Below are 21426 nucleotides of genomic sequence, written 5' to 3' on the forward strand. Positions count from 1 at the left end.
TTCCTGTCGAGACCAGCCTTCGCGGTAACGGCGGCGGCCCCCACCAGATTCCCATGCGCGCCCCGGCGGCCCGCAGGTCCCCCCGGACGAGGCCGTCAGCGGTCCAGATGGATTCGGGCGGCGGGAGCGAAAGCGGTTGCGATGGTGAGGGTTCCCGAAGGGTCGCGGCGACAGGAGGCGATGGCGAGGTGACAGGGGCGCGGGAGGTCGATGGGGAGTTTCGCGCCGCCGTCGATCTGGTAGCGGGTGTTGGTGACCTTCCATTTGCGGTCGGCCTCCGGATCGTCCGGGATGCGGGGCGGCGCGTCGACGCGGGCGATCACCATGACCTCGGTGATGCCGACCGGCCAGGTGAAGGTGAGCAGGCCCGCGCGTGCGGACAGTGCGGTCACCGTCGGCATACCGTCCGGGGTCGCAGCTGTCGCCGGAGCCGCCCCCTCGTGCGGACCGCCCTGGCTCGCCTGACCGCCCGAGTGTGCCGGGGTACCGGAGCCCGGTCCGGCATCCGAGCGGGTCAGCTCCGAAGCGCGGCCGGCCACCGATGCCACCACGCCGTAGACGGGGAGCGGGCCGGTGCCCGCCGCGCCGTCCTCGAGGGTGGTACCGCGCGTGCGGCCGACAACTCGCGAGGACCCGTCGGATTGCACTCGCGTCACCCGGTATTCGACCTGTTCGGTCGGGGAAGGCGACCAGGTGATCACCACGGTTCCGTCGGGTTGACGCTTGGCCGTCACCGGACCGGGCGGCTCGACCGGCAGGTCGGTGAGCGCGGCGACGGTGCCCGCGTGATCCGCGCACACGTCGAAAACCGCTCGCAGCGCGCGCATTCGGGCGGCGGCGGGGGCGGCCGGCGCGGCGGCGAACAGGCGGTCGGCCTCGGCGAGCGCCGAACGCGCCTGTGCCAGTAGCTGATTCAGGGACAGGCCGCGACCATCCGGATTGGGCACATCGGACGCGGAGCGTTCCAGATACTCCAGATGCCCGAGCGCCTCCATGAATCGCTTACCCGCGCACGCGGTCGTCGCACCCCGCCAATGCACGGCGGCCTCGGACAGCACCCGGTCCACGAGTTCGGCGACCGGTCGCACCGCCGTGGTTCCGGCGCTGTCCGCGCCGACATACCGCTGCGCCTGTGCCACATGGTCTTTCGCCGCGAGCGGATGTCCCGCCCGCAGCGCCGCCCGAGCAGCTTTCAACGGCTCTTCCCACGCCCGCGCGGGCGGCGGGGGTGGCAGCGGCGGCACCCGGCGATAGTTGGAACCGCCCTGCGCCGCATCGGAATGCCCCTGGGCCGAGGCGGTTCCGGCACCGGGCTGCCCGGTCCGCGTGAACGGACCGGTGTCCTGTGCACCGGCGCCCGTCGAGCCGGTGTGACCGCCACCGGAGTCCGTACCGGTGCGCCCGGAGGTCGTACCGCTGGAGCGCGTCGTGCCGCCGGTGCGGTCCGGCCGCGCGAAGGAAATCGGCGGCGGGCCGGAAGCCTGTTGGGCGGGAGCGGAATTCGAGGCGAGGTCCTTGCCTTCAACCGTGGTGCCGAGTTCGGCGGCCAAGGCGAGGATGATCTTCTCGGCGGCTGCGCGATCGACTCCGGCGGCGATGGCCTCGCCGACCAGGAACTCGTAATCGCCTGCCACCAGGCTGTCTTCGACCAGGACCGCCGCGCGCACCTGGGGGCGGAGCAGGTCGGTGGCATCGTCGATGACGGCCCGGAGATAGTCGTCGACGACCGCGTCACCTTCGAGCAGATCGCTGACGTGCACCAGTAGCTCATCGAGCACGACCCGGACCCGGCCGGGCGAAAGTTCGCGAGTGCGGGCCCGCAAAGCCTCAGCGCGCAAATGGATTTCACCGGCTTCGCGGGCCTTGGTGAAATTCAGGCCGAGCAGTGCGAGCAGGGTCGGCACCGGTTCACCCGGGAGCAGGCGGTCGTATTCGGCGAGCAGTTTGCGAATCTGCTGCCGCCGTTGCGGACTCACACCGGTGGCCGCAGGCGCGGGCGCCGCCGCCTCGTCGAGGATGCGGTGGCGGCGCAGCCGGGCACGCACCTGCTCCGGGGTCAGACCGCTGAGCTTGCCGATGTCTTCCAGCCCGGCCACCTTGCCCGCCGGAATCCCGCCGTGCCGCTGCACCAGCCGGTCGATGGCGGCGTCGATCATCTCGTACCGCTCGGAATCGCGGCGCTCGCGCAACTGCTCTACGCGCTCGGCCTCCACGCGGCGCGAGGACGCCTGCAACAGCGGTGCGGAGAGGTCATCGTGCGCGTCCACCAGCAGCCCGGCCAGCACCCGATATTTGGGGTGGTCGCGCTGTTTCTGCCAGAACCCCCACACCTCCTCGACGCGCGCCCGCACCTCGGCGTCACCGAGCTTGCCCGCCTCGTCGAGCGGAATGTCGTAGAGCTCGAACGCATCCGACGCCTCGATGCCGCCGCGGCGTTCCACGGCGGCGAGCACTCGCTTGCGATAGTCGTTCGGGTCGAAGGCGTGCATGGCTCTGGTTCTACACGGCGCGGCGGCGCGTGCGCTGCAGCTGATCCAGTTCGCGGGCCACATCGGCCTGCGACAGCGTCGCCCCGGTCTGCACCGAAAGGGCAAGGGGCAGATCGGCGTCCACGTGATAGGCGGTCACGTGCAGCACACCGTCGAAGCCCATCTCGAAGGTGACGCGCACTTCGCTGCCCGCCGGATAGCCGGGTGGAATATCCCGAATCCGCCCCTCCACCAGTATTTTCGAATCCTCGGGCCGGGTCGAGGCGGCCTGTCCCTGCTGCTCGACGATGGTCAGCTCGATCTGATCCTGATCGGCGCGCACGGTGCCGTAGGAGCGCCGCACCTTGATCGGCAGCGTTTGATTGCGATGCACCAGCCAGCTCGCGGCCAGACCGTTGTAACTGTCCAGCGCGAGCACGCCGAAACCGCGCGACACCACGGTGTCGACCTGGATTTCCAGCATGCGCCGCACCAGACTCACCGGCTGCCCGAAGGAAGCGGCGACGCGGCCGACCGACTGTTCCAATTCGCGCGGATCGGCATCGCGCAGTTCCGCGCCGTCGCGCAGGCGGCCGCGCGTCACCAGATCGGCGATGACCAGGCGTTCCATTTCCAGCTTCTCGCCGTACAGCGCGGCACCGCGCGCCACCGAGAGATCCGGATCGCGCAGCTCGCCGACCAGGCCGAGTTCACGCTGAAGTTGATTCGCCACCATGGGCATTCTCGAGGAACCGCCGACCAGCAGCACCCGATCCACATGCCCGACCCCGCGCTGTCCGGCCGCGGCCAGGCACGCCTTGGTGAGATCGAGGGTGCGGCGCATGAGCGAGGCCGTCATGGCCTCCAACTCGGCACGGGTCAGCGTGATCACCGCGCGCGCACCATCGTGCGCGACCAGTACCTCGGTCTGCTCGGCATCGCTGAGCTCGTGTTTGGCGCGTTCGGCGGCCAGCACCAGCATCTGCGATCCGGCCGAATCATCCAGCGGGTCTTCGGCATCCGGATTGGCGGCGCAGAACTGCTGGGATAGATGCAGGGCGATGCGCTCATCCCAGTCCGCGCCACCGAGCTGATGATCACCCTCGACCGCGAGCACCGCGATGCGCCGATCCGACAGTTCGATCACCGTGGCGTCGAAGGTGCCGCCTCCCAGGTCGTACACCAGCACGGTTTCTCGACCACCGGCCTTGCCGATATCGATACTGCCGTCCAGGCGGCCGAATCCGTAGGACAGCGCGGCGGCGATGGGCTCGGACAGCACACCGGCGACATCGAAACCGGCATAGGTGCCGGCCTGAATGGTCGCGCGCCGCTCCTCGTCACCGAAGTAGGCGGGCACGGTGATGACCACGCGCTGTACGGTGCCGCCACCACCGAATTCGGCATCGGCGGCCAGGCTCTTGAGGATCAGCGAGGAGACCGCGGGCGCGGACCAGCTCTGCCCGTGCGCCATGAAGCGCCATTCGGCATCGCCCATGCGCCGCTTGACCAGTGCGCACACATGCTCGGGATCCAGGCGCGATTGCCTGCGCGCGCCCTCGCCCACCACATGGTCATTCGCGGAGGCGAACAGCACCACCGAGGGCACCGTCGGCTCCCCGTTCATGCCGATCAGAATTTCCGGGCGCCCGTCCGCGTCGATCCGCGCGATAGCCGAATTCGTTGTGCCCAGGTCGATGCCGAAGACCCCCATGGCGGCGATCGTAGCAGCCATGTCCGACCATCGGGATTAAGGTTCGGGCATGACCGAACCCGCAGCGGCGACCGGGAACCCCGCCGGCGCAATCGAACCCGATCGCGCCGGAGATACCGCACCCGCACCCGAACGCGATGCGGACGGCACGGCGGCGCTGGCCGAGCGCATCGACGATCTGACCAGGGTGATCGCCCGGCAGGCGAACATGCTCGAGCGGCTGGCCGATGATGCCAAGGCGCGGGCCCAGCGCGAGCGCGCGGGTGCGGACGTACCGCTCGTGGTGGAGTTGTTCGCGCTCTACGGGGATGCGCTGGCACTGGCCGCCACCGCGCACTCCGAGACCGAGCAGGCCGCGTTCGAGACCTTCGCGGGCCGGGTGGAGCGACTGCTTACCGGCCGGGGCGGGCAGATCGTCAGTCCCGCCGCCGGCGCCGGATTCGACGCGCTGACGATGGAGGCCGCCGATGTGACGGCCACGGCCGATCCGGAGGCCGATCGCACCGTGGACAGCGTGCTGCAACCCGGCCTCACCATTGCCGATCGATCGGTCCGGCCCGCGCGGGTGATCGTTCGCCGCCATAAGGATTAAGCGAAAACGCTTCACAAATTAAGCGCAGATGCTTAATCTCGGCTCATGCAGTATCGCAGCATCGATGTCGGACAGCCCATGACCCGCTTCGCGCGCGGCTGGCACTGCCTCGGACTGGCCGAAAGCTTCCGGGACGGGCAACCGCACTCGATCGAGGCCTTCGGCACCAAGATCGTCATCTGGTCGGACAGTAGGGGCGAGCTGCACGCGCTCGACGGCTACTGCCGCCATATGGGCGCGGACCTCTCCTACGGCAGCGTGAAGGACGACAATATCGCCTGCCCCTTCCACGATTGGCGGTGGCGCGGCGACGGACGTTGCGCCGCAATCCCTTACGCGCGCCGGGTGCCGCCGCTGGCCAAGACGCGATCGTGGGCCACCTGCGAGGAGAACGGGCAGTTCTTCGTCTGGAACGATCCCGAGGGCAATCCGCCGCAGCCCGAGGTCGCCATCCCGCATATCGAGGGCATGGGCACCGATCTGTGGAGTGAGTGGAACTGGAATTCGCTGTTGATCGAGGGCGCGCACTGCCGCGAAATCATCGACAACAACGTAGATATGGCGCACTTCTTCTATATCCACTACGCCTATCCGGTGTTCTTCAAGAACGTGTTCGAAGGGCATGTGGCGACGCAATTCCTGCATTCCAAGGGACGGCCCGATGTGCACACGGCCTCGAACTACAGCACCGAGATGCAGCTGTTGCGTTCGGAGGCTTCGTATTTCGGGCCGTCGTACATGATCAACTACCTGCACAACGACTTCGGTGAGCGGACCGTCGAAGTGGCGCTGATCAATTGCCACTATCCGGTGACGCACAATTCGTTCATGTTGCAGTGGGGTGTGAGCGTGCAGCGCATCGAGGGATTGCCACCGGCGAAATCGGCATCGCTGGCCAAGGCGTTCGGTAAGAGCTTCGGTGTCGGGTTCCTCCAGGACGTCGAGATCTGGAAACACAAGACGCGCATCGACAATCCGCTGCTCACCCAGGAGGACGGGCCGGTGTATCAGCACCGGCGCTGGTATGAGCAGTTCTATGTGGATGTCGCCGATATCAAGCCCGAGATGACCGCGCGCTTCGAATTCGAGGTGGACACCACGCACGCCAATGAGAATTGGGAGGCCGAGGTCGCCGAGAATCTGGCCCGGCGGGCGGCCGAACAGGGTTAGGCGAGCCGCCCCGGCACATCAGCGCCGACGCGCGCCCATTTTCCGGACAGGGCGCGCGCGGATACCGCGATCAGGCGCAGCACCATGAAAGCCACCAGGCCCGTCCAGATTCCGGCGATACCCCAGTCATAGGCCAGCGATAGCCAGATCGCGGGCAGGAAACCGAGCAGCGCCGAACCCAAGGTGGCATTGCGCAGGAACGCGGCATCACCCGCGCCGAGTAGGACACCGTCCAGGGCGAACACCACGCCCGCGATGGGAATGATGCCGACGAAGAACCACCACACCACGTGGGTGCGATCCAACACCGACGGATCGGTGGTGAACAGGTTCGGGATGACCGTGTACCCCGCCGCGAAGACGGCGGCCAGCACCAGCGCGAAGATCGTCGACCACGCGGTGATCCGCCGTGCCAAACCCTTTGCGCCCCTGGCATTTCCGGCCCCCAGCGCCGCACCCACCAGGGTCTGCGCCGCGATGGCCAGTGAATCCAGGGTCAGCGCCAGGAAATTCCACAGCTGCAGGACCAGCTGATGCGCCGCCACCGAGGCCGCGCCGAATCGGGACGCCACCGCCGCGGCGGAGACGAAACAGGCCTGGAAGGCCAGACTGCGGGCGATCAGATCGCGGCCGAGCACCAACTGCGCCTTCATGATCGCGATATGCGGAGCCAGCGGCACCCGGGATGCCACCAGCGCACCGACGAACAGCGCGGCCGTCACCACCTGTCCCGCCACATTGGCCACCGCCGACCCCTCCAGCTCCAGGCGCGGCGCACCGAGCAGCCCGTGCACCAGCACCGGGCACAGCACCCCCGAAAGTGCCAGCCCCGCAACCACATACAGCAGCGGCCTGCGCGTCTGCTGCACCCCGCGCAGCCAGCCGTTCCCGGCCATGGACAGCAGAATCAGCGGGACACCGAACAGCGCGATCCGCAACCACGACTGCGCGCCCGGCGCGATGTCATCCCCGCCCGCGATGGCCCGCGTCACCGGCCCCGCGAAGATTTGCAGCACAACGACAATCGCGATGCCCACCCCCGCCGCGAGCCAACTCGCCTGCACCCCTTCGATGATCGCCCCGCGCTCATCCCCCGCCCCGTGCCGCCGCGACGCCCGCGCCGTCGTCCCGTAACTCAGGAACGTCAACTGCGAACTCACCTGCGCCAGAATCAATCCCCCGACCGCCAGCCCCGCCAGCGCCAGCGCCCCCAGCCGCCCCACCACGGCCATATCGAACAGCAGATAGATCGGCTCGGCGACCAGCACACCGAGGGTCGGCACCGCGATCCCGAGAATCCGCCCCGGCCCCGCCTGCACCGCCGCCACCCCCACCTCGGTCTCCGCCATGCAGCCACCCTCCCACACGGCCCCGACACGAGCGGGGAGCGCGACGGCCCCAATCGCTGGGCTACCCGGTCAGAAGGTTCGAGATCGGTCTGGCATCGGACCCATGCGAGATCATCGAATGCCCCGGCTGGGGCGGCTCTCGACCCAGCCGGGGCGGGTGACTCCCGCGAGTGGGCGGGTGGTTGCCATGGGTGGGCGGTCCGCGAGCGATACGGTGCCGACGGTGCGGTGCCAGGTGGCGCCTTCCGGGCGGTAGCGGGCCAGGCCCACGCCGGAATCGCAGATGCCGAGGCGGTCCAGCAGGGTGGCGATGATCTGGCGGCTCATCTCCGCCAATTCGTGGGTGGGGCGGTTGCGGTGGCGGCGGGTGCCCAGGTCCACCTGGGCGATGGCGGATGCGCCGTGCCGCTGCCAGGCATCGAGCAAGATGCCGATCTCCACGCCGTAGCCGGGGGCGAAGGGTATGCCGTGCAGCAGATCTCGGGTCGCGGCGTACTCGCCGCCGAGCGGTTGCAGGATCTCGCCGAGCTCGGGGGCGAGTGCGGTGAGCAGTGGGCGGGCCACCAGTTGGGTGATGCGGCCGCCGCCGTCCACGTCACCGGTCGGATCCAGTTCCAATGGGCGGCGGTAGTAGCCCTTCACCAGTTCGATGCCCTCGCCCAGCAGCAGCGGGGCGAGCAGTGCGGGCACGAAGCGGGGGCTCGGGTCGACCAGATCCGAGTCCACGAATACCACGAGATCACCGGTGGTCACCGCGAGCGAGCGCCACAGCACCTCGCCCTTGCCGGGGCGCGCGGGCAGATCCGGCAGCGCCTCCTCACGCGTGAATACCGCTGTGGCGCCGGCGGATCGGGCGATGCGCACGGTGTCGTCCTCGGATCCGGAATCGATCACCACGAGTTCGTCCACCAGCGTGCCCACCAGCTGCCGGATGGAGGCGAGTACGCCCGCGATGGTCGCCTGCTCGTTCAGTGCGGGCAGTACGACCGATACGGTGCGACCGGCCTTGTGCTCCAGCAATTCCGGCAATGACCAGTCCCGGTGAAACCAGGTGATGTCGGCCAGACCTTTCCAGTGGATCATCGTGCTGTCCCTTCGCCCGAGTCGAGTGCGGTGGTATGCCAATCCGGCCAGATCTGTTGCCACGGTGCGTACGGCTGATCGCAGTGCCACAGCACGACATGTCTGGTGATACCCGGAAATCCGAGTGGGGCGTCGAGCCGCGATAGCGGTCGCACCTCCGAAAATGTCCGGCGCAGTGTTGATTCCGCCGAATCGGTGCCGACGTACAGCACCGTGGTCGCGGTCGGCGGCGGCATGCCGAAGTACGCGAAACCCCGATTCGGGCTGTACACCGGCGGTAGATCGGTGCCGAGGACATCGAGAGCCGCCGCCTGCCAATAGTTCTGGGTGATCACGACCGTGTGCGCGCGGTCCTGCGGACTCAGCCGACGCACCTGATAGTCCACGGTGGCAACGAGTTCGGACCAGCCGTCGATACCGTACAGCCGCATTCGAGCGGACAGCTCACGCTGACTGTCGGTCGGATCGTGCAATCGGAAGGCCGACAGCGGAAGGATAAGCACCACGGCCAACGCGAGGGCCGCCGACAGCGCCGCCGTCGCCCGGATGGCACGCCACCAGCGCCGGTGGTCGTACCGCTCCCACCACAGCGCACCCGCGGCCAGCAGCACGGGAAACACCCCGGCCAGGTAATAGGGCCGGGACACCGTGGCCACCACGAAGAGCGTCTGGAACAGCGCGACCACCCCGGCGAAGCGGTACGCGCGCAACGCGGGCATCCGGAACAGCGCCCAGGATCCTGCGATGGCCAGCGCCGTGCCGAGCATTCCGAGCAAGAGCGCCACCTGAATCGGCAACCCGGCGAGGCCGCCGGTCGCCGCGCGCTGTTCATCGGCGACGATGGATCCCATCGCCAGCTGCGGCCAGCCATGTCCGGCCTGCCAGCACAGCCAGGGCACCGTGGACAGTCCGACCACGACCAGCGCCGCCCACAGGACTGTCCGCGCGAACAGCTGACGCGGACCGAAAACCATGACGCCCACGATGATTCCGACGACCAGCACCGGCACCAGCGGCTTCACCTGAAGATCGGTCATCGCCACGGCGGCGGCGGCGATGAACAGCCGATCATCGCGAGTTCGACACCAGCGCACCACTATCCAGAGCAGCACCGCCGACAGCGTGGCATCGATGGCGAACGTCGACAGACTCGCCGCGGCCGTGATCAGAAACGGACTCGTGGCCCACCCCAGCGCCGCCAACCGCTGTGCCCGCCGCCCACCCCCGAACTCCCGCGCCACCCCCGCGCACACCCAGATCGCCGCCACCCCGCACGCGATGGCGGGCAGCCGCAGCACCGTAACCGACCCGGGCGCAACCCAATCCGCCGCACGCGCCAGCACCGGCACCACCGGCCCCTGATCCGCGTACCCGGCAGCGATCCGCCGCCCCGCCGCCAGAAAATACAGCTCATCCCCGAAATATCCGTACCGTCCCGCCCGCAGCCACAGCAGCAGCGCCGCGACCCCCGAAATCACCACCAGACCGCGAACATCCCACGGCGGCAACGCCTCCTGCGTATCTCCCCGAGCATCGCTCGCGATGGCCACCGGCCCCGTCTCACCCGAGCGAAGACCCGGTCTTTCCGGGCTATCCACGCCATTCGAGCGCAGGACGGCATGCGCTGCCGCCGTGGGCCGGGTCTTCGCGGTCGTGGTCGCGCCGAGAGCGGAGCTGCCCGCCGAATCTCCTGTGCGGCGGGCGATCACGGCTGCCGCCTCGGGAACGCGAAGGTCAGGATGGCCAGCAACGCGGACAGTGCCGCCATGATCCAGAGCACCGCCGTTATCGCCGTCAGATAGGACTGCGCGGTGCCTTCTCGGCAGTGGGCGAAGAACACGGTGCCGAGTACCGCAACTCCCAGGGCGCTGCCGATCTGCTGCACGGTGGGCACGATTCCGGAGGCCGAGCCGGTGGCGCGGTGGACCACGCGGGCCAGCATGACCGCAGGCAGGGGTGCGGCGAACCAGCCCATTCCGGCTCCGGCCGCCAGTACCGGGCCGGTCAGCTCGCGAATATCCAGGTCGGGTCCGGCGGTGTGTACGGTGCTCGCGATCGCCCCCAGCGCGACCGCGAATACCGTCACCCCCACCGTGAGTGCCCGAGTTCCCCACAGCGCCATCAGAATCGGCGATGACAGCGCACCCGCGACGGCTCCGACCGCGAACGGCAGCATGACCAAACCCGCGCGCGAGGCCGACCAGCCCAGCCCGGACTGCACCGCCACCGAGACCGTGAACAGCAGCGCCGTGAATACCCCGTAGAACAGCGCTGTGAGCACCGCCCCCACCGCGAAGCCGCGATCGCCGAACAGCTCCAGCCGCACCAGCGGTTCACCGCCACCGCGTGCGCGGCGATACTGCCCCCACCCGAAGACGGCCAGCACGGGTATCGAAAGCCCGAGCAGCACAAGCGTTATCGGAGGCCAGCCCAATGCACGACCGAAGGTGAGCGGATATATCAGCAGTCCCAGCCCCACCGCGGACAGCACCGCACCCCCGATATCGAGCCGCCGAAGCAACAGCGTCCAGCGGTCGACCCGGCGTCGATACGGCTGGCGCGGACGATCGTCCGTCGCGTCCCCGACCGTAGCGAGCTGGCGGCGCGCCAGCGTCATCGCGATTCCGGCCAGCGGGATATTGATGAGAAATACTGTGCGCCAGCCTAATCCGAAGGCGTCGGCATCGACCAGCGCACCACCCAGCAACGGTCCGGCCATACCCGCCAATCCGGCGACCGCACCGTAGACGCCGAAGACGGTGGCGTGCATCCGCTCCGGGAATTCCCCGGTGAGGATCGCGATGGTCTGCGCGGAGACCAGCGCCGCCGCCACCCCGGCCGATCCCCTTGCGAGCGCCAATTCCCCCGCGCTGGAGGCTGTTCCGCACCACACCGACGCGGCGGCGAACCCCGACAGCGCGGTCGTGAACACCGCGTACCTGCCCAGCAGATCACCGAGCCGAGCGGCGGTCGGCAGCGTGCAGGCGAAGGTCAGCCCGTACACGCTCACGATGAGCAGTTCGGCGGGGCCGTCCGCACGCAGATCCAATGCCAGCGCGGGCACGGCGGTATGCACGATGGTCAGGTCCAGCATCTGCATGAACACCGCGATCAGGCAGGCGGACAGGGCGATCCACGCGCCCGGGCGGATCGCCGCCGAATCGGCTGCGCGGCCGGTGATCCCGGCCGTCATGACAGCGCCGGAACCCGCACCGCGTAGTCCCCGTCGGCGACCACCGCGCTGATGATCGCGGTGAGCGTGCGCACATAGCGCACCACCGAGGCATGCGCCTGCACGGTATCGGGGAACAGCAGCGTCAGCGTGGTCACATCGTGGAACCTGTTGACCCACAGGAAGACTTCACCGGAACTGGCCTCGCTGCCGTACAGCCCGCCCTTGATGGCGTCGAACAGATCCGCGCCCGCCATCTTGCGGACATCGACATAGGAGACCATCGGCGCGGTGAAGCCCGGCGTGACCCGAATACCGAGATCCGGCGTCACCAATTCCAGTACCCGGTGCAGGGATACGTCGGTGAGGTCCTTGGCCCGTTCGGTCGCCTTCTGCGCCGTCCCCACCAGCGTGGTGAACGTATCCGCCGCGCACACCGGAATCTCCACCGGAATGAGGTTGGTGTACCAGCCCACCGATGCCGACTCACCGGGCAGTGAGCGGGTATTGGCCGGGGAGAACCCGAAATACGTTTCCCGGCCCGCCAATTCGAATTCCGCCAGCGCTGCCGCCGCGAACAATCCGCCCAGGAAACGCCCACCGTGTTCGGCGCACACCTGCTCGAAGCGCAGCATCTCGGATTCCCGCAGCAGCGGCAGCGTCTGCTGCGCGCCCCGGGCGTAGCCGCCGCCACCCAGTTCGAGTGGGAAGCGCGGCACCTCGCCGCCGTTGTGCCGCAATAGATCCAGCCAGTGCCACACCTCGGACGATTCCAGGGTGAGCCGCTCGTTGACGCGCCGCTCCCGCGCGCAATAGTCGAGATGTCCGCTCACCGGCGGCAATTCGGCCGGGTCACCGGAGAGTTCGGCGAAATACAGCAGCAACAGATCCACGCACGAAAGCGCCTGCGCCACACCGTCGGTGTGCAGATGATCGACCGCCGCGTAGAGCGTGAAGGAATCCGATCGCTCGATCACCCCGAAGGAGAAGCAATCCCATTCGAACGGTCCGGGCGTCTCGGCCTGCACCCGTTCGCGCAGCTCCACGAGATCGGTGAATTCGCCGTAGTCGGTGGCGGCGAGCTCGATGGCGGCCGGATCGCCGACATGTCGCACGATCCGCCCGTCCGATTCCAGGTCGAACCAGCTGCTGAAGGTGTCGTGGCGGCGCAGGAACGCGGTCAGCGCGGTTGTCAGCGCTCGCCGGTCCGGCGCTCCGGGCAGGTCGAAGGAGATCATGCACAGTCGCGAAACCCGCAGTCCCACCCGTGAATTGCGATGCGTCGCACGCAGATAGGCCTGCTGCTGATACGACGGCCCGACCTCGTGCGCGGTCGCCCGTCGCATCGCGGCCCGGGCGGCGGGTGACGCCGTCCAGGTGGTGAGCCGCCCGAGCCCGGGCTGCCAGTCGCCGAAGAGTCCGAACGCGACCATGAAGACCTCGATTCCTACTTCCCTGGTGAATCAGGTTTCCGAGTGAACGCCACCCGCCCACGCCCTGACCAGCGCCGCAGCCAAAGTCTGTGACCATTCCCAAGCCGAGTCCGCCACGCCCGGATGGTCTCCCAAAGTTTGCCGATCCGCGTTGTCCGGGAATCGGATTCGACCTAACGTCACGCACCGACCGTCCCCACACGCGGCAATCGGAGGTCCAGGGTGCATTCGGCAGGCCCGCTCACCGCGCTCGTACTGGCCATGGCAATCCCCTGGCTCTGCGCCGGAAATCCGGCACGGGCGGAACCGAGCACGCCCACCGCGGCGCTGGAATCCGCCCGGCCCGCACCCGACGGCTCCCGGCTGCTGACGGCGGCCGAGAGTTCGGACGGCCTGCTCGACCTGCGCGTGCACTCCACCGCCATGAACGCCGATATCGCATTGAAAGTGTTACGCGCACCGGACGATTCGACACCGGCACCCGTGCTCTACCTACTCAACGGCGCGGGCGGCGGCTCCGATGCCAGCAGCTGGCCCGAACAGACCGATATCGTCGACTTCTTCCGCGGCAAACAGGTCACCATCGTCACCCCGCTGGGCGGCAACGGCAGCTATTTCACCGACTGGCAGGCCGACGATCCGCTACTGGGCCGCATGCGCTGGAGCACCTTCCTCACCCGGGAATTGCCACCCATCATCGATTCCGCGCTGCACGGCAGCGGAGCGAATGCCATCGCGGGCATTTCCATGGCCGGGACCTCGGTCTTCCAGCTCGCGCTGGACGCGCCCGGCCTGTACCGAGCCATCGGCGCATTCAGCGGTTGCGCCCGTACCAGCGATCCTCTCGGCCGCCTGTTCGTGGACGCCGTGGTGGTGCGCTGGCATGGCAATCCGGTCAATATGTGGGGACCGCCGGACGATCCGGCGTGGCTCGCCAACGACCCCTACCTGCACGCCGATCAGCTGCGCGGCACCACCATCTACGTATCGACCGGTACCGGCCTGCCCGGTCCGCTCGACACGCTCGACGCCCCCGGCATTCGCGGCAACGCGCCCAAGCTGCTGGCCCAACTCACCAGCGGCGGCTTCCTCGAGGCCATCACCTCGCAATGCGCCGCCGCACTGCGCGACCGCCTCCAATCCCTGGATATCCCAGCGACTTTCAACCTTCGCCCGGCGGGCACGCACTCCTGGGGCTACTGGCAGCAGGACCTGCACGACTCCTGGCCGATGTTCGAACAGGCGCTCCGGAATTGACGCCCGTCACGCGAGCCCGGATCAGCGCGGAAAGGCCGTGCGCGAAGCCACCCACTCGAGGCAGGCTGGGCGCATGATCTCACTCGACACTGCCATCACCGCGGTCACCGTCTATCCCGATCGGGCGCGCGTGACTCGATCCGGCAAAGTGGAGGTACCCGCCGGCGAGCACCGGATTCGAGTCGCACCGCTACCGCAGGACCTGCTGCGCGATTCGATCCGGGTCGCGGGGCAGGGCGAGGTGGTGGTGCTCGGGGTCGACATCACCACCGAACGGCAGATCGCGGTGACCGATGAGCAGGTCGCGGCGCTGGAGGAACGCATTCGCGAACTCGAGGTGGCGATCGGCGCGCTCGGCGACTCCGATCGCGCGGCCGATGCGCGAATCGTCTTCCTGGACCGGCTCGCCCGGCGCTCGGCGGAATCGCTCGCCGCGGCCGACAGCGGGCGGGTCAGCACGTTCGTCGATGATCTCGAAGCACAGTACGAGACCGTCAATACCGCACGCCGCGAGCGAGATAAGTTGCGGCAGCAGCACATTCGCGAGCAGCAGGCGGTACAGCGGCAGCTCGGCGATCTGCGCGGCAAGAATCGCACCGATGCCGAAGCCGCGATCATTACCGTCGAAGCGGCACAGGCGGTGACGGTGGACCTGGACATCTCCTACGTGGTGCTCGGGGCGAGCTGGAGCAGCAGTTACGACCTGCGGCTCACCGACGCGGGCCTGACACTGCGCTGGTTCGGCCTGGTGGAACAGCGCACCGGCGAGGACTGGCCGGAATGCCGCCTGCAACTGTCCACCGCCCGTCCGGCGCAGGCGCTCGACGTGCCCGAACTCGATCCCTGGTTCATCGGCGTGGGAGTACCGCAGTCGGTAATGCGATCCATGGTGGCGGGCAGTGCGTCGATGGACGCGGTACCGGTCGGCTACGGCGCACCCGCCCCGGCGGCAGCACCACCGGCCATGGCGCGCAAGGCGGCTCCCATTCGTGAGTCCGTCGCCGCGGTCGAACACGGTGTCACCGCCGCGACCTACACCCCGCAGCGGGCCGTCGCCGTGGCATCGGACGGCACCGACCACCGCACGGTCATCACCGCGCTCGACCTCGAGGCCGAACTGGACCATGTGACCGCGCCGGTACAGGCGCTGGAAGCGGTATTGCGCGCCACCGCGCGCAATACCTCCGAGCACACGCTGCCGTCCGGCCGGGCCGCGCTGTTCCACGACTCCGAATTCGTAGGGGCCACCTACCTGGCGACCTGGGCTCCGGGCGAGGAGCGCGAGTTGGCCCTCGGCGTCGACGACCGCATTCGAGTCGAACGAGAACTGGTGCGCCGCAACGCGTCCAAGGCCACGCTCGGGTCAGCCCGGCGCATCGAAACCGAGTACACGATCACCGTGCACAACCACACCGGCAGAACCGCCAACGTGACGGTGCTCGATCGCCTCCCGGTAGCCCGCGACGCCGCCATCACCGTCCGCGAGACCACCGCCAAACCGCAACCGGCCGAACGCGGCGAACTCGGGGTGCTCACCTGGAAACTCGAACTGGACCCGCAAGCCCAGTCGACCATCACCTTCGGCTACCGCGTGGAAGCCGGTAAGGGTGTGATCATCGACGGCCTGCACGACTGACAGACGGACGCCCGTCACCCGGGTTCGACTGCGCTCATATAGGCCGAACCCGGCTGGGTTCATATCAGCCGAACTCGGCTGAGCCGCACCGCGACCCGGCTCGGCGACACGTCAGCCCAGTTCTGCCAGCAGCGCCGCGAGCAGCCGCTCCGGTGTTCCGACGCTGGAATAGCCTGCGGCATAACGATGTCCGCCGCCACCGAGCGCTGTCGCGACTTTGGAGACGTCAACGCCGAGACCACCGTCGGCGGCATCGTGTGAGCGCAGCGAGACGGTCCAGTGCTCGGATTCGCCCCGGCATTCCTTGAATACCGCCGCGACCTGCGCCTCCGCCGTCGTGCGCACCAGATCGACAATGCTCTCGACCTCTTCGGAGCGCACGCCGACGGTGTCCTCGCGGCGCACGACGACATAGACCAGCCCCGCTCCCCCGGCCGCCGCGCGATCGAGCTGCGCCGAGGCCAGCACCCGCGACAGCATGGGCAGCCACTGGAAAGGATGGGTGTCCATGAGGGTGCGGGTAATCCCCGGACCATCGATACCCGTGGCCAGCAGCCGCTCGGCGAGCGCGTGCGACCCGGGCCGCGCCCATTTGAAGGATCCGGTATCGGTGACCAGCCCGGCGTAAAGACAGTGCGCCACATCGCGATCGATGGTCTCGCCCCAGGCATCGAGCACCCGGGCGATCAATCCCGCCGTGGATTCGGCATTCTCATCGATCACATTGACCGCGCCGAACCGGGTATTGGACCGATGGTGGTCCAGCACCAGCGTGATACGCGCGCCGTCCAATCGATCCTCGAGCGCACCGAGCCGCCCCGCGCTACCGCAGTCGACGGCGACGAGCACATCGACCTCGCGCGGAACCTGTTCCGGCGCAACCAATAGTTCGGTACCGGGCAGCGATCGCATCGACACCGGTAGTTCGGCGGGCTCGGCGAAGGCGACCCGCACCGGGACTCCCCGCCTGCGCAGCACCAGACCCAGCGCGAGTCCGCTGCCGATGGTGTCGGCATCGGGCTGCACATGGCACAGCACGGTCACCGACCGAGCGGTGTCGAGTATCGACACCGCCGCGGCCAGATCTACCGGTTCGGTCACCGGCGTCTCCTCCCGGTCCGGAGACCGCAGGTCAGTCTTCGTCGTCCGTATCGTCGTCGGCCTTGTACGGGTCGACATCGCCGGCGTAGCTGGCGTTCACCGCGACCTGTGCGACCCGAGCGTCGGCAGCGCGGGCGCGGGCCAGCAGCTCCTCCATCTCCTTCGCGGCGGTCGGAACGGTGTCGAGCTGGAACGACAGGATCGGGGTGAACTTCACCCCGGTGGCCGCGCCGACCTTGGAGCGCAGAATGCCCTTGGCCTTGTCCAGGCCCGCGGCGGCCTCGGTGTAATCGGGTTCGGTGTCGAGGGTTTCCCCCATCACCGTGTAGTAGACGGTGGCTTCCCGCAGATCACCGGTCATCTTGGTATCGGTGATGGTGACGAAACGCAGCCGCGGATCCTTGATCTCGTACTCGATGGCCGTAGCCACGATCGAGGAGATCCGCTTGGCGAGTCGGCGTGCCCTGGCTTGATCCACCATGGCCGTGCCCTCCTCACTGGATAGATTCAGTCTTCGGGTCCGAAGACGCGGCGGCGTACCGCCAGCAACTGTAACTCCGGACGATTGGCGACATGCCGTTCACACTTGTCCAGCACTTCGGTCAGGTGATTCATGCCGTAGCTGGCCATGGCCACACCTACCAGTGTCCGGCGATACCGGTCATGATCTCCGCCCTCGGTGACACTGACCTCGAACCTGCGCAGGTCGGCGATGATCGGGCGAAGGACGGAGCGCTTCTCCTTCAGTGAATGCACATCACCGAGCAAGATATCGAACTCGAGCGCTCCGAAAAACAGCTTTTCAGTCATATGAACGCGCCCCGGGAAATGCGCGTGTGTTACCCGGAGGGGAAAGGGGCACAACCCCGCCGGACCCGAGCGGCCCGGCGGGATCGTGTACTGCTCCTAGTCGCGCGGCTTTTCCCGCAGCTCGTAGGCCTCGACGATGTCACCCTCGCGAATGTCGTTGTAGGTCAACGTCATACCGCATTCGTAGCCTTCACGAACCTCGGTGGCGTCATCCTTCTCACGACGGAGCGACGCGATGGTCACCGTCTCCGCGACCACTACGTTGTCACGCAGCAGACGCGCCTTGGCATTGCGCTTGACCGAACCGCTGGTAACCCAGCAACCGGCGATATTGCCGAACTTGGAGGAGCGGAAGATCTGGCGGATTTCCGCCCGACCCAGCTCGACCTCTTCGTAGATCGGCTTGAGCAGACCCTTGAGGGCCTTCTCGATCTCGTCGATCGCCTGGTAGATGACCGAGTAGTAGCGAATGTCCACGCCTTCGCGGTTCGCCAGCTCGGTCGCCTTGCCCTCGGCACGGACGTTGAATCCGATGATGATCGCGTTCGAGGCCGACGCCAGGTTGACGTTGGTCTCGGTGACGCCACCGACACCGCGGTCGATGACGCGCAGACGCACCTCGTCGCCGACATCGATACCGAGCAGCGCCTCTTCGAGGGCCTCGACGGTACCGGAGTTGTCGCCCTTGAGGATCAGGTTCAGCTCCGAAGTCTCCTTCAGGGCGGCATCCAGATCTTCCAGGGAGATGCGCTTGCGGCTGCGTGCGGCCAGGGCGTTGCGCTTACGCGCATTGCGACGGTCCGCGATCTGGCGAGCGATCCGGTCTTCCTCGACCACGAGCAGGTTGTCGCCCGCGCCGGGGACCGAGGTGAAACCGATGACCTGGACGGGACGCGACGGCAGTGCCGCCACGACGTCGTCGCCGTGCTCGTCGACCATGCGGCGCACACGACCGTAGGCGTCGCCCGCCACGATCGAGTCACCCACGCGCAGCGTGCCGCGCTGGATGAGGACGGTGGCGACCGGGCCACGACCGCGGTCCAGGTGGGCTTCGATGGCCACACCCTGCGCGTCCATGTCCGGGTTGGCCCGCAGATCCAGGGTGGCATCCGCGGTCAGCACGACGGCCTCGAGCAGGGAGTCGATATTGGTGCCCTGCTTCGCCGAGATGTCGACGAACATGGTCTCGCCGCCGTACTCCTCGGCGACCAGACCGTATTCGGTCAGCTGCTGGCGAATCTTCTGCGGATTCGCGCCTTCCTTGTCGATCTTGTTGACCGCCACCACGATCGGCACATCAGCGGCCTGCGCGTGGTTGATGGCCTCCACCGTCTGCGGCATGACGCCGTCGTCGGCCGCGACCACGAGGATCGCGATATCGGTGGCCTTGGCACCACGGGCACGCATGGCGGTGAACGCCTCGTGACCCGGGGTATCGATGAAGGTGATGAGCCGGTCGAGGCCGTTGACCTCGGACAGCACCTGGTAGGCGCCGATGTGCTGGGTGATACCGCCGGCTTCGCCCTCACGGACGTTCGCCTTACGGATGGTGTCCAGCAGTCGGGTCTTACCGTGGTCGACGTGACCCATGACGGTGACAACCGGCGGACGGATCTGCAGGTCGTCCTCGTCGCCCTCGTCCTCGCCATAGGTGAGGTCGAAGTTGGCGAGCAGCTCGCGGTCCTCGTCCTCCGGGGAGACCACGTGAACCACGTAGTTCATCTCCGAACCCAGCAGCTCGAGGGTCTCCTCGTTCACCGACTGGGTAGCGGTGACCATCTCACCGAGGTTGAACAGCGCCTGTACCAGCGAGGCCGGGTTGGCACCGATCTTCTCGGCGAAATCGGACAGCGACGCGCCACGGGCGAGACGGATGATCTCGCCGTTGCCGCGGGGCAGACGCACGCCACCGACGGCGGGAGCCTGCATGCTCTCGTACTCGGCGCGCTTCGCCCGCTTCGACTTACGCCCCTTGCGGGGCGCGCCACCCGGACGACCGAATGCACCCGCGGCACCGCCGCGACCACCACCGGAACCGGGACGGCCACCGCCGCCACCGCCGGGACGACCGCGGAAACCACCCGCGGCAGCGCCACCGGCACCCGGAGCTCCACCGGTACCCGGGGCACCGCCCTGGCCACCGCGGTACGGACCACCGGCACCGGCCGGACGACCGGCACCGCCGCCGGGACGCGGACCACCCTGACCCGGACCACCGGGACGACCGCCACCGGGAGCCGGACGCGCGGCACGCGACGGCATCGCACCCGGGTTCGGGCGAGGCGGCATCGAGCCGGGGTTCGGACGCGGACCACCGGGACGGGGACCGCCCTGACCGGCGGCCGGACGCGGACCACCCTGACCGGGGGCCGGACGACCGGCGCCACCGGGGCGCGGACCACCCTGACCCGGACCGCCCTGACCCTGACCCGGGCGCGGGCCCTGGCCGGGACCCGGACGCGGGCCACCCTGGCCCGGAGCCGGGCGGGGACCGCCCTGACCGGGAGCCGGACGCGGCGCGGGACGCTCGGGAGCGGAGGAGAAGGGGTTGTTACCGACGCGCGGGGCCTTGGGACCCGGCTTCGGACCCGCGGGACGCGGCGCGCCCGGGGTCGGAGCCTGGCCACCGGCCTGCTGCGCCGGACGCGGCGCGGGCTGTGCCGGACGGGGAGCACCTGGGGTGGGGCGCTGACCCTGTTGCTGCGGTGCGGGCGCCGGGGCCGGAGCCGCGGAAGCCGCAGGGGCAGCGGGAGTTTCGGGCACGGCCGGCTTGGGAGCCGGGCCGGGCTTGATGGACGGACCCGGACGCACGGCCGGAGCCGGAGCGGCGGCCGCGGGAGCGACCTGCTCGGGCTGGGCGACGGGCTTCGGGGCGGCCGGAGCCGGGGTCTGGGCCTGAACCGGCGCGGGGGCCGGGGCCGGTGCGGACGGACGGGGTGCGCCGGGACGCGGTCCCTGGCTCGCACCCGGGTTCGGCTTGGCAGCCGGACGCGGCGACTGACCGCCGGGAGTACCGGACGCAGCCGGCTTCGCGGTGCCATTGGCCGGGGTGCTCTTCGGCGCGATGGACTCACGCAGACGACGTGCGACGGGTGCTTCCACCGTCGACGACGCCGATTTCACGAACTCGCCCTGCTCCTTGAGCCTTGCGAGTAGTTCCTTGCTAGTGACACCGAGTTCTTTCGCCAACTCGTGCACGCGGGCCTTGCCTGCCACTGCTCTCCTCACTGAGAGGTCGAGCGCGGCAACCCTTTTGGGGATGGCCCGCACGACCTCAGATTATTTCCGATGGCCGATCATCGTTGGTGCTTCACGGTGTGCTCATGAGTGCTCGTGCCTGTTCTCTACGTAATGCTCCAGGGCTGAGATATCCAGATGTCCGGACACTCGTAGTGCTCTGCCGAATGCTCGGCGCCGAACCGCATTGCTCAGACAAGACGAAGCGGGGTGCAACCAGGCACCCCTTCCGGGAAGTCTGCGCGACGGATCGGGAATCACCGCGGTTTCCCGGGCGACGATCCGCAACAGTTCGACGGTCAGTGCGCGCCCACGACATCCAATGCAGGTCCGCATGGGTTCTGATCTTGATTTCACCCGTGCAGCGCGCAAAGAAGCCGAAGACTCGCGCTGAGCCTGCGTCC

16 protein-coding genes are annotated in these 21426 nt (G+C 68.4%); 4 read left to right on the forward strand and 12 right to left on the reverse strand.

Going from position 1 to position 21426, the window contains the following annotated elements; translation table 11 throughout:
- Positions 1-95: 95 nt before the first annotated feature.
- Positions 96-2489, reverse strand: a complete 2394-nt coding sequence (locus ACFVUS_RS11690; RefSeq protein WP_387764091.1) for an Ig-like domain repeat protein — start codon at positions 2487-2489, stop codon at positions 96-98.
- A gap of 10 nt (positions 2490-2499) precedes the next feature.
- Positions 2500-4182: an Hsp70 family protein gene (locus ACFVUS_RS11695; protein WP_387765517.1), complete on the reverse strand. Its 1683-nt coding sequence runs from the start codon at positions 4180-4182 to the stop codon at positions 2500-2502.
- 49 nt (positions 4183-4231) lie between these two features.
- On the opposite strand from ACFVUS_RS11695, the gene grpE reads away from it, so the two are divergent.
- Both grpE and ACFVUS_RS11705 read left to right on the forward strand, forming a co-directional pair.
- Positions 4232-4774 (forward strand): nucleotide exchange factor GrpE, encoded by a 543-nt coding sequence (gene grpE / locus ACFVUS_RS11700; protein WP_387764093.1) that lies wholly within the window; start codon positions 4232-4234, stop codon positions 4772-4774.
- 45 nt (positions 4775-4819) lie between these two features.
- Positions 4820-5944: a Rieske 2Fe-2S domain-containing protein gene (locus tag ACFVUS_RS11705; protein WP_387764095.1), complete on the forward strand. Its 1125-nt coding sequence runs from the start codon at positions 4820-4822 to the stop codon at positions 5942-5944.
- Here ACFVUS_RS11705 and ACFVUS_RS11710 read toward each other — a convergent pair.
- The 5 genes from ACFVUS_RS11710 to ACFVUS_RS11730 form a co-directional block, all read right to left on the reverse strand.
- Positions 5941-7293: an MATE family efflux transporter gene (locus tag ACFVUS_RS11710; protein ID WP_387764097.1), complete on the reverse strand. Its 1353-nt coding sequence runs from the start codon at positions 7291-7293 to the stop codon at positions 5941-5943. The two genes, ACFVUS_RS11705 and ACFVUS_RS11710, sit on opposite strands and share 4 nt — an antisense overlap.
- Positions 7294-7404: 111 nt before the next feature.
- Positions 7405-8376: a glucosyl-3-phosphoglycerate synthase gene (locus ACFVUS_RS11715; protein ID WP_387764099.1), complete on the reverse strand. Its 972-nt coding sequence runs from the start codon at positions 8374-8376 to the stop codon at positions 7405-7407.
- Positions 8373-10085, reverse strand: coding sequence for a glycosyltransferase family 39 protein (locus ACFVUS_RS11720; RefSeq protein ID WP_387764101.1), 1713 nt, complete (start codon positions 10083-10085; stop codon positions 8373-8375). The genes ACFVUS_RS11715 and ACFVUS_RS11720 overlap by 4 nt, the downstream gene beginning before the upstream one ends.
- Positions 10082-11569 carry an MFS transporter gene (locus tag ACFVUS_RS11725; RefSeq protein ID WP_387764103.1) on the reverse strand — a complete coding sequence of 496 codons (1488 nt, stop codon included), beginning with the start codon at positions 11567-11569 and terminating at the stop codon, positions 10082-10084. The genes ACFVUS_RS11720 and ACFVUS_RS11725 overlap by 4 nt, the downstream gene beginning before the upstream one ends.
- Positions 11566-12981: a condensation domain-containing protein gene (locus ACFVUS_RS11730; protein ID WP_387764105.1), complete on the reverse strand. Its 1416-nt coding sequence runs from the start codon at positions 12979-12981 to the stop codon at positions 11566-11568. The genes ACFVUS_RS11725 and ACFVUS_RS11730 overlap by 4 nt, the downstream gene beginning before the upstream one ends.
- Positions 12982-13242: 261 nt before the next feature.
- On the opposite strand from ACFVUS_RS11730, the gene ACFVUS_RS11735 reads away from it, so the two are divergent.
- The gene (locus ACFVUS_RS11735; RefSeq protein ID WP_387765519.1) at positions 13243-14238 is read left to right on the forward strand and encodes an alpha/beta hydrolase; all 996 of its coding nucleotides are present in this window, start codon (positions 13243-13245) and stop codon (positions 14236-14238) included.
- Positions 14239-14311: 73 nt separating this feature from the next.
- Positions 14312-15874: a mucoidy inhibitor MuiA family protein gene (locus ACFVUS_RS11740; protein ID WP_387764107.1), complete on the forward strand. Its 1563-nt coding sequence runs from the start codon at positions 14312-14314 to the stop codon at positions 15872-15874.
- Between the two features lie 111 nt (positions 15875-15985).
- On the opposite strand, the gene ACFVUS_RS11745 is transcribed toward ACFVUS_RS11740, so the two are convergent.
- From ACFVUS_RS11745 to ACFVUS_RS11765, 5 genes are all read right to left on the reverse strand, one after another.
- Positions 15986-17053, reverse strand: coding sequence for a bifunctional oligoribonuclease/PAP phosphatase NrnA (locus ACFVUS_RS11745; protein ID WP_387764109.1), 1068 nt, complete (start codon positions 17051-17053; stop codon positions 15986-15988).
- The gene (rbfA, locus tag ACFVUS_RS11750; protein WP_387764111.1) at positions 17007-17456 is read right to left on the reverse strand and encodes a 30S ribosome-binding factor RbfA; all 450 of its coding nucleotides are present in this window, start codon (positions 17454-17456) and stop codon (positions 17007-17009) included. Before rbfA ends, ACFVUS_RS11745 begins: the two co-directional genes overlap by 47 nt.
- Positions 17457-17482: 26 nt before the next feature.
- Positions 17483-17773 (reverse strand): DUF503 domain-containing protein, encoded by a 291-nt coding sequence (locus ACFVUS_RS11755; protein ID WP_364632768.1) that lies wholly within the window; start codon positions 17771-17773, stop codon positions 17483-17485.
- Positions 17774-17881: 108 nt separating this feature from the next.
- Positions 17882-21001, reverse strand: a complete 3120-nt coding sequence (gene infB / locus ACFVUS_RS11760; RefSeq protein ID WP_387764113.1) for a translation initiation factor IF-2 — start codon at positions 20999-21001, stop codon at positions 17882-17884.
- Between the two features lie 105 nt (positions 21002-21106).
- The gene (locus ACFVUS_RS11765) at positions 21107-21358 is read right to left on the reverse strand and encodes a YlxR family protein (RefSeq protein WP_387764115.1); all 252 of its coding nucleotides are present in this window, start codon (positions 21356-21358) and stop codon (positions 21107-21109) included.
- Between the last annotated feature and the right edge of the window lie 68 nt (positions 21359-21426).

The organism is Nocardia sp. NPDC058058, from assembly GCF_042885355.1.
GTDB lineage: Bacteria > Actinomycetota > Actinomycetes > Mycobacteriales > Mycobacteriaceae > Nocardia.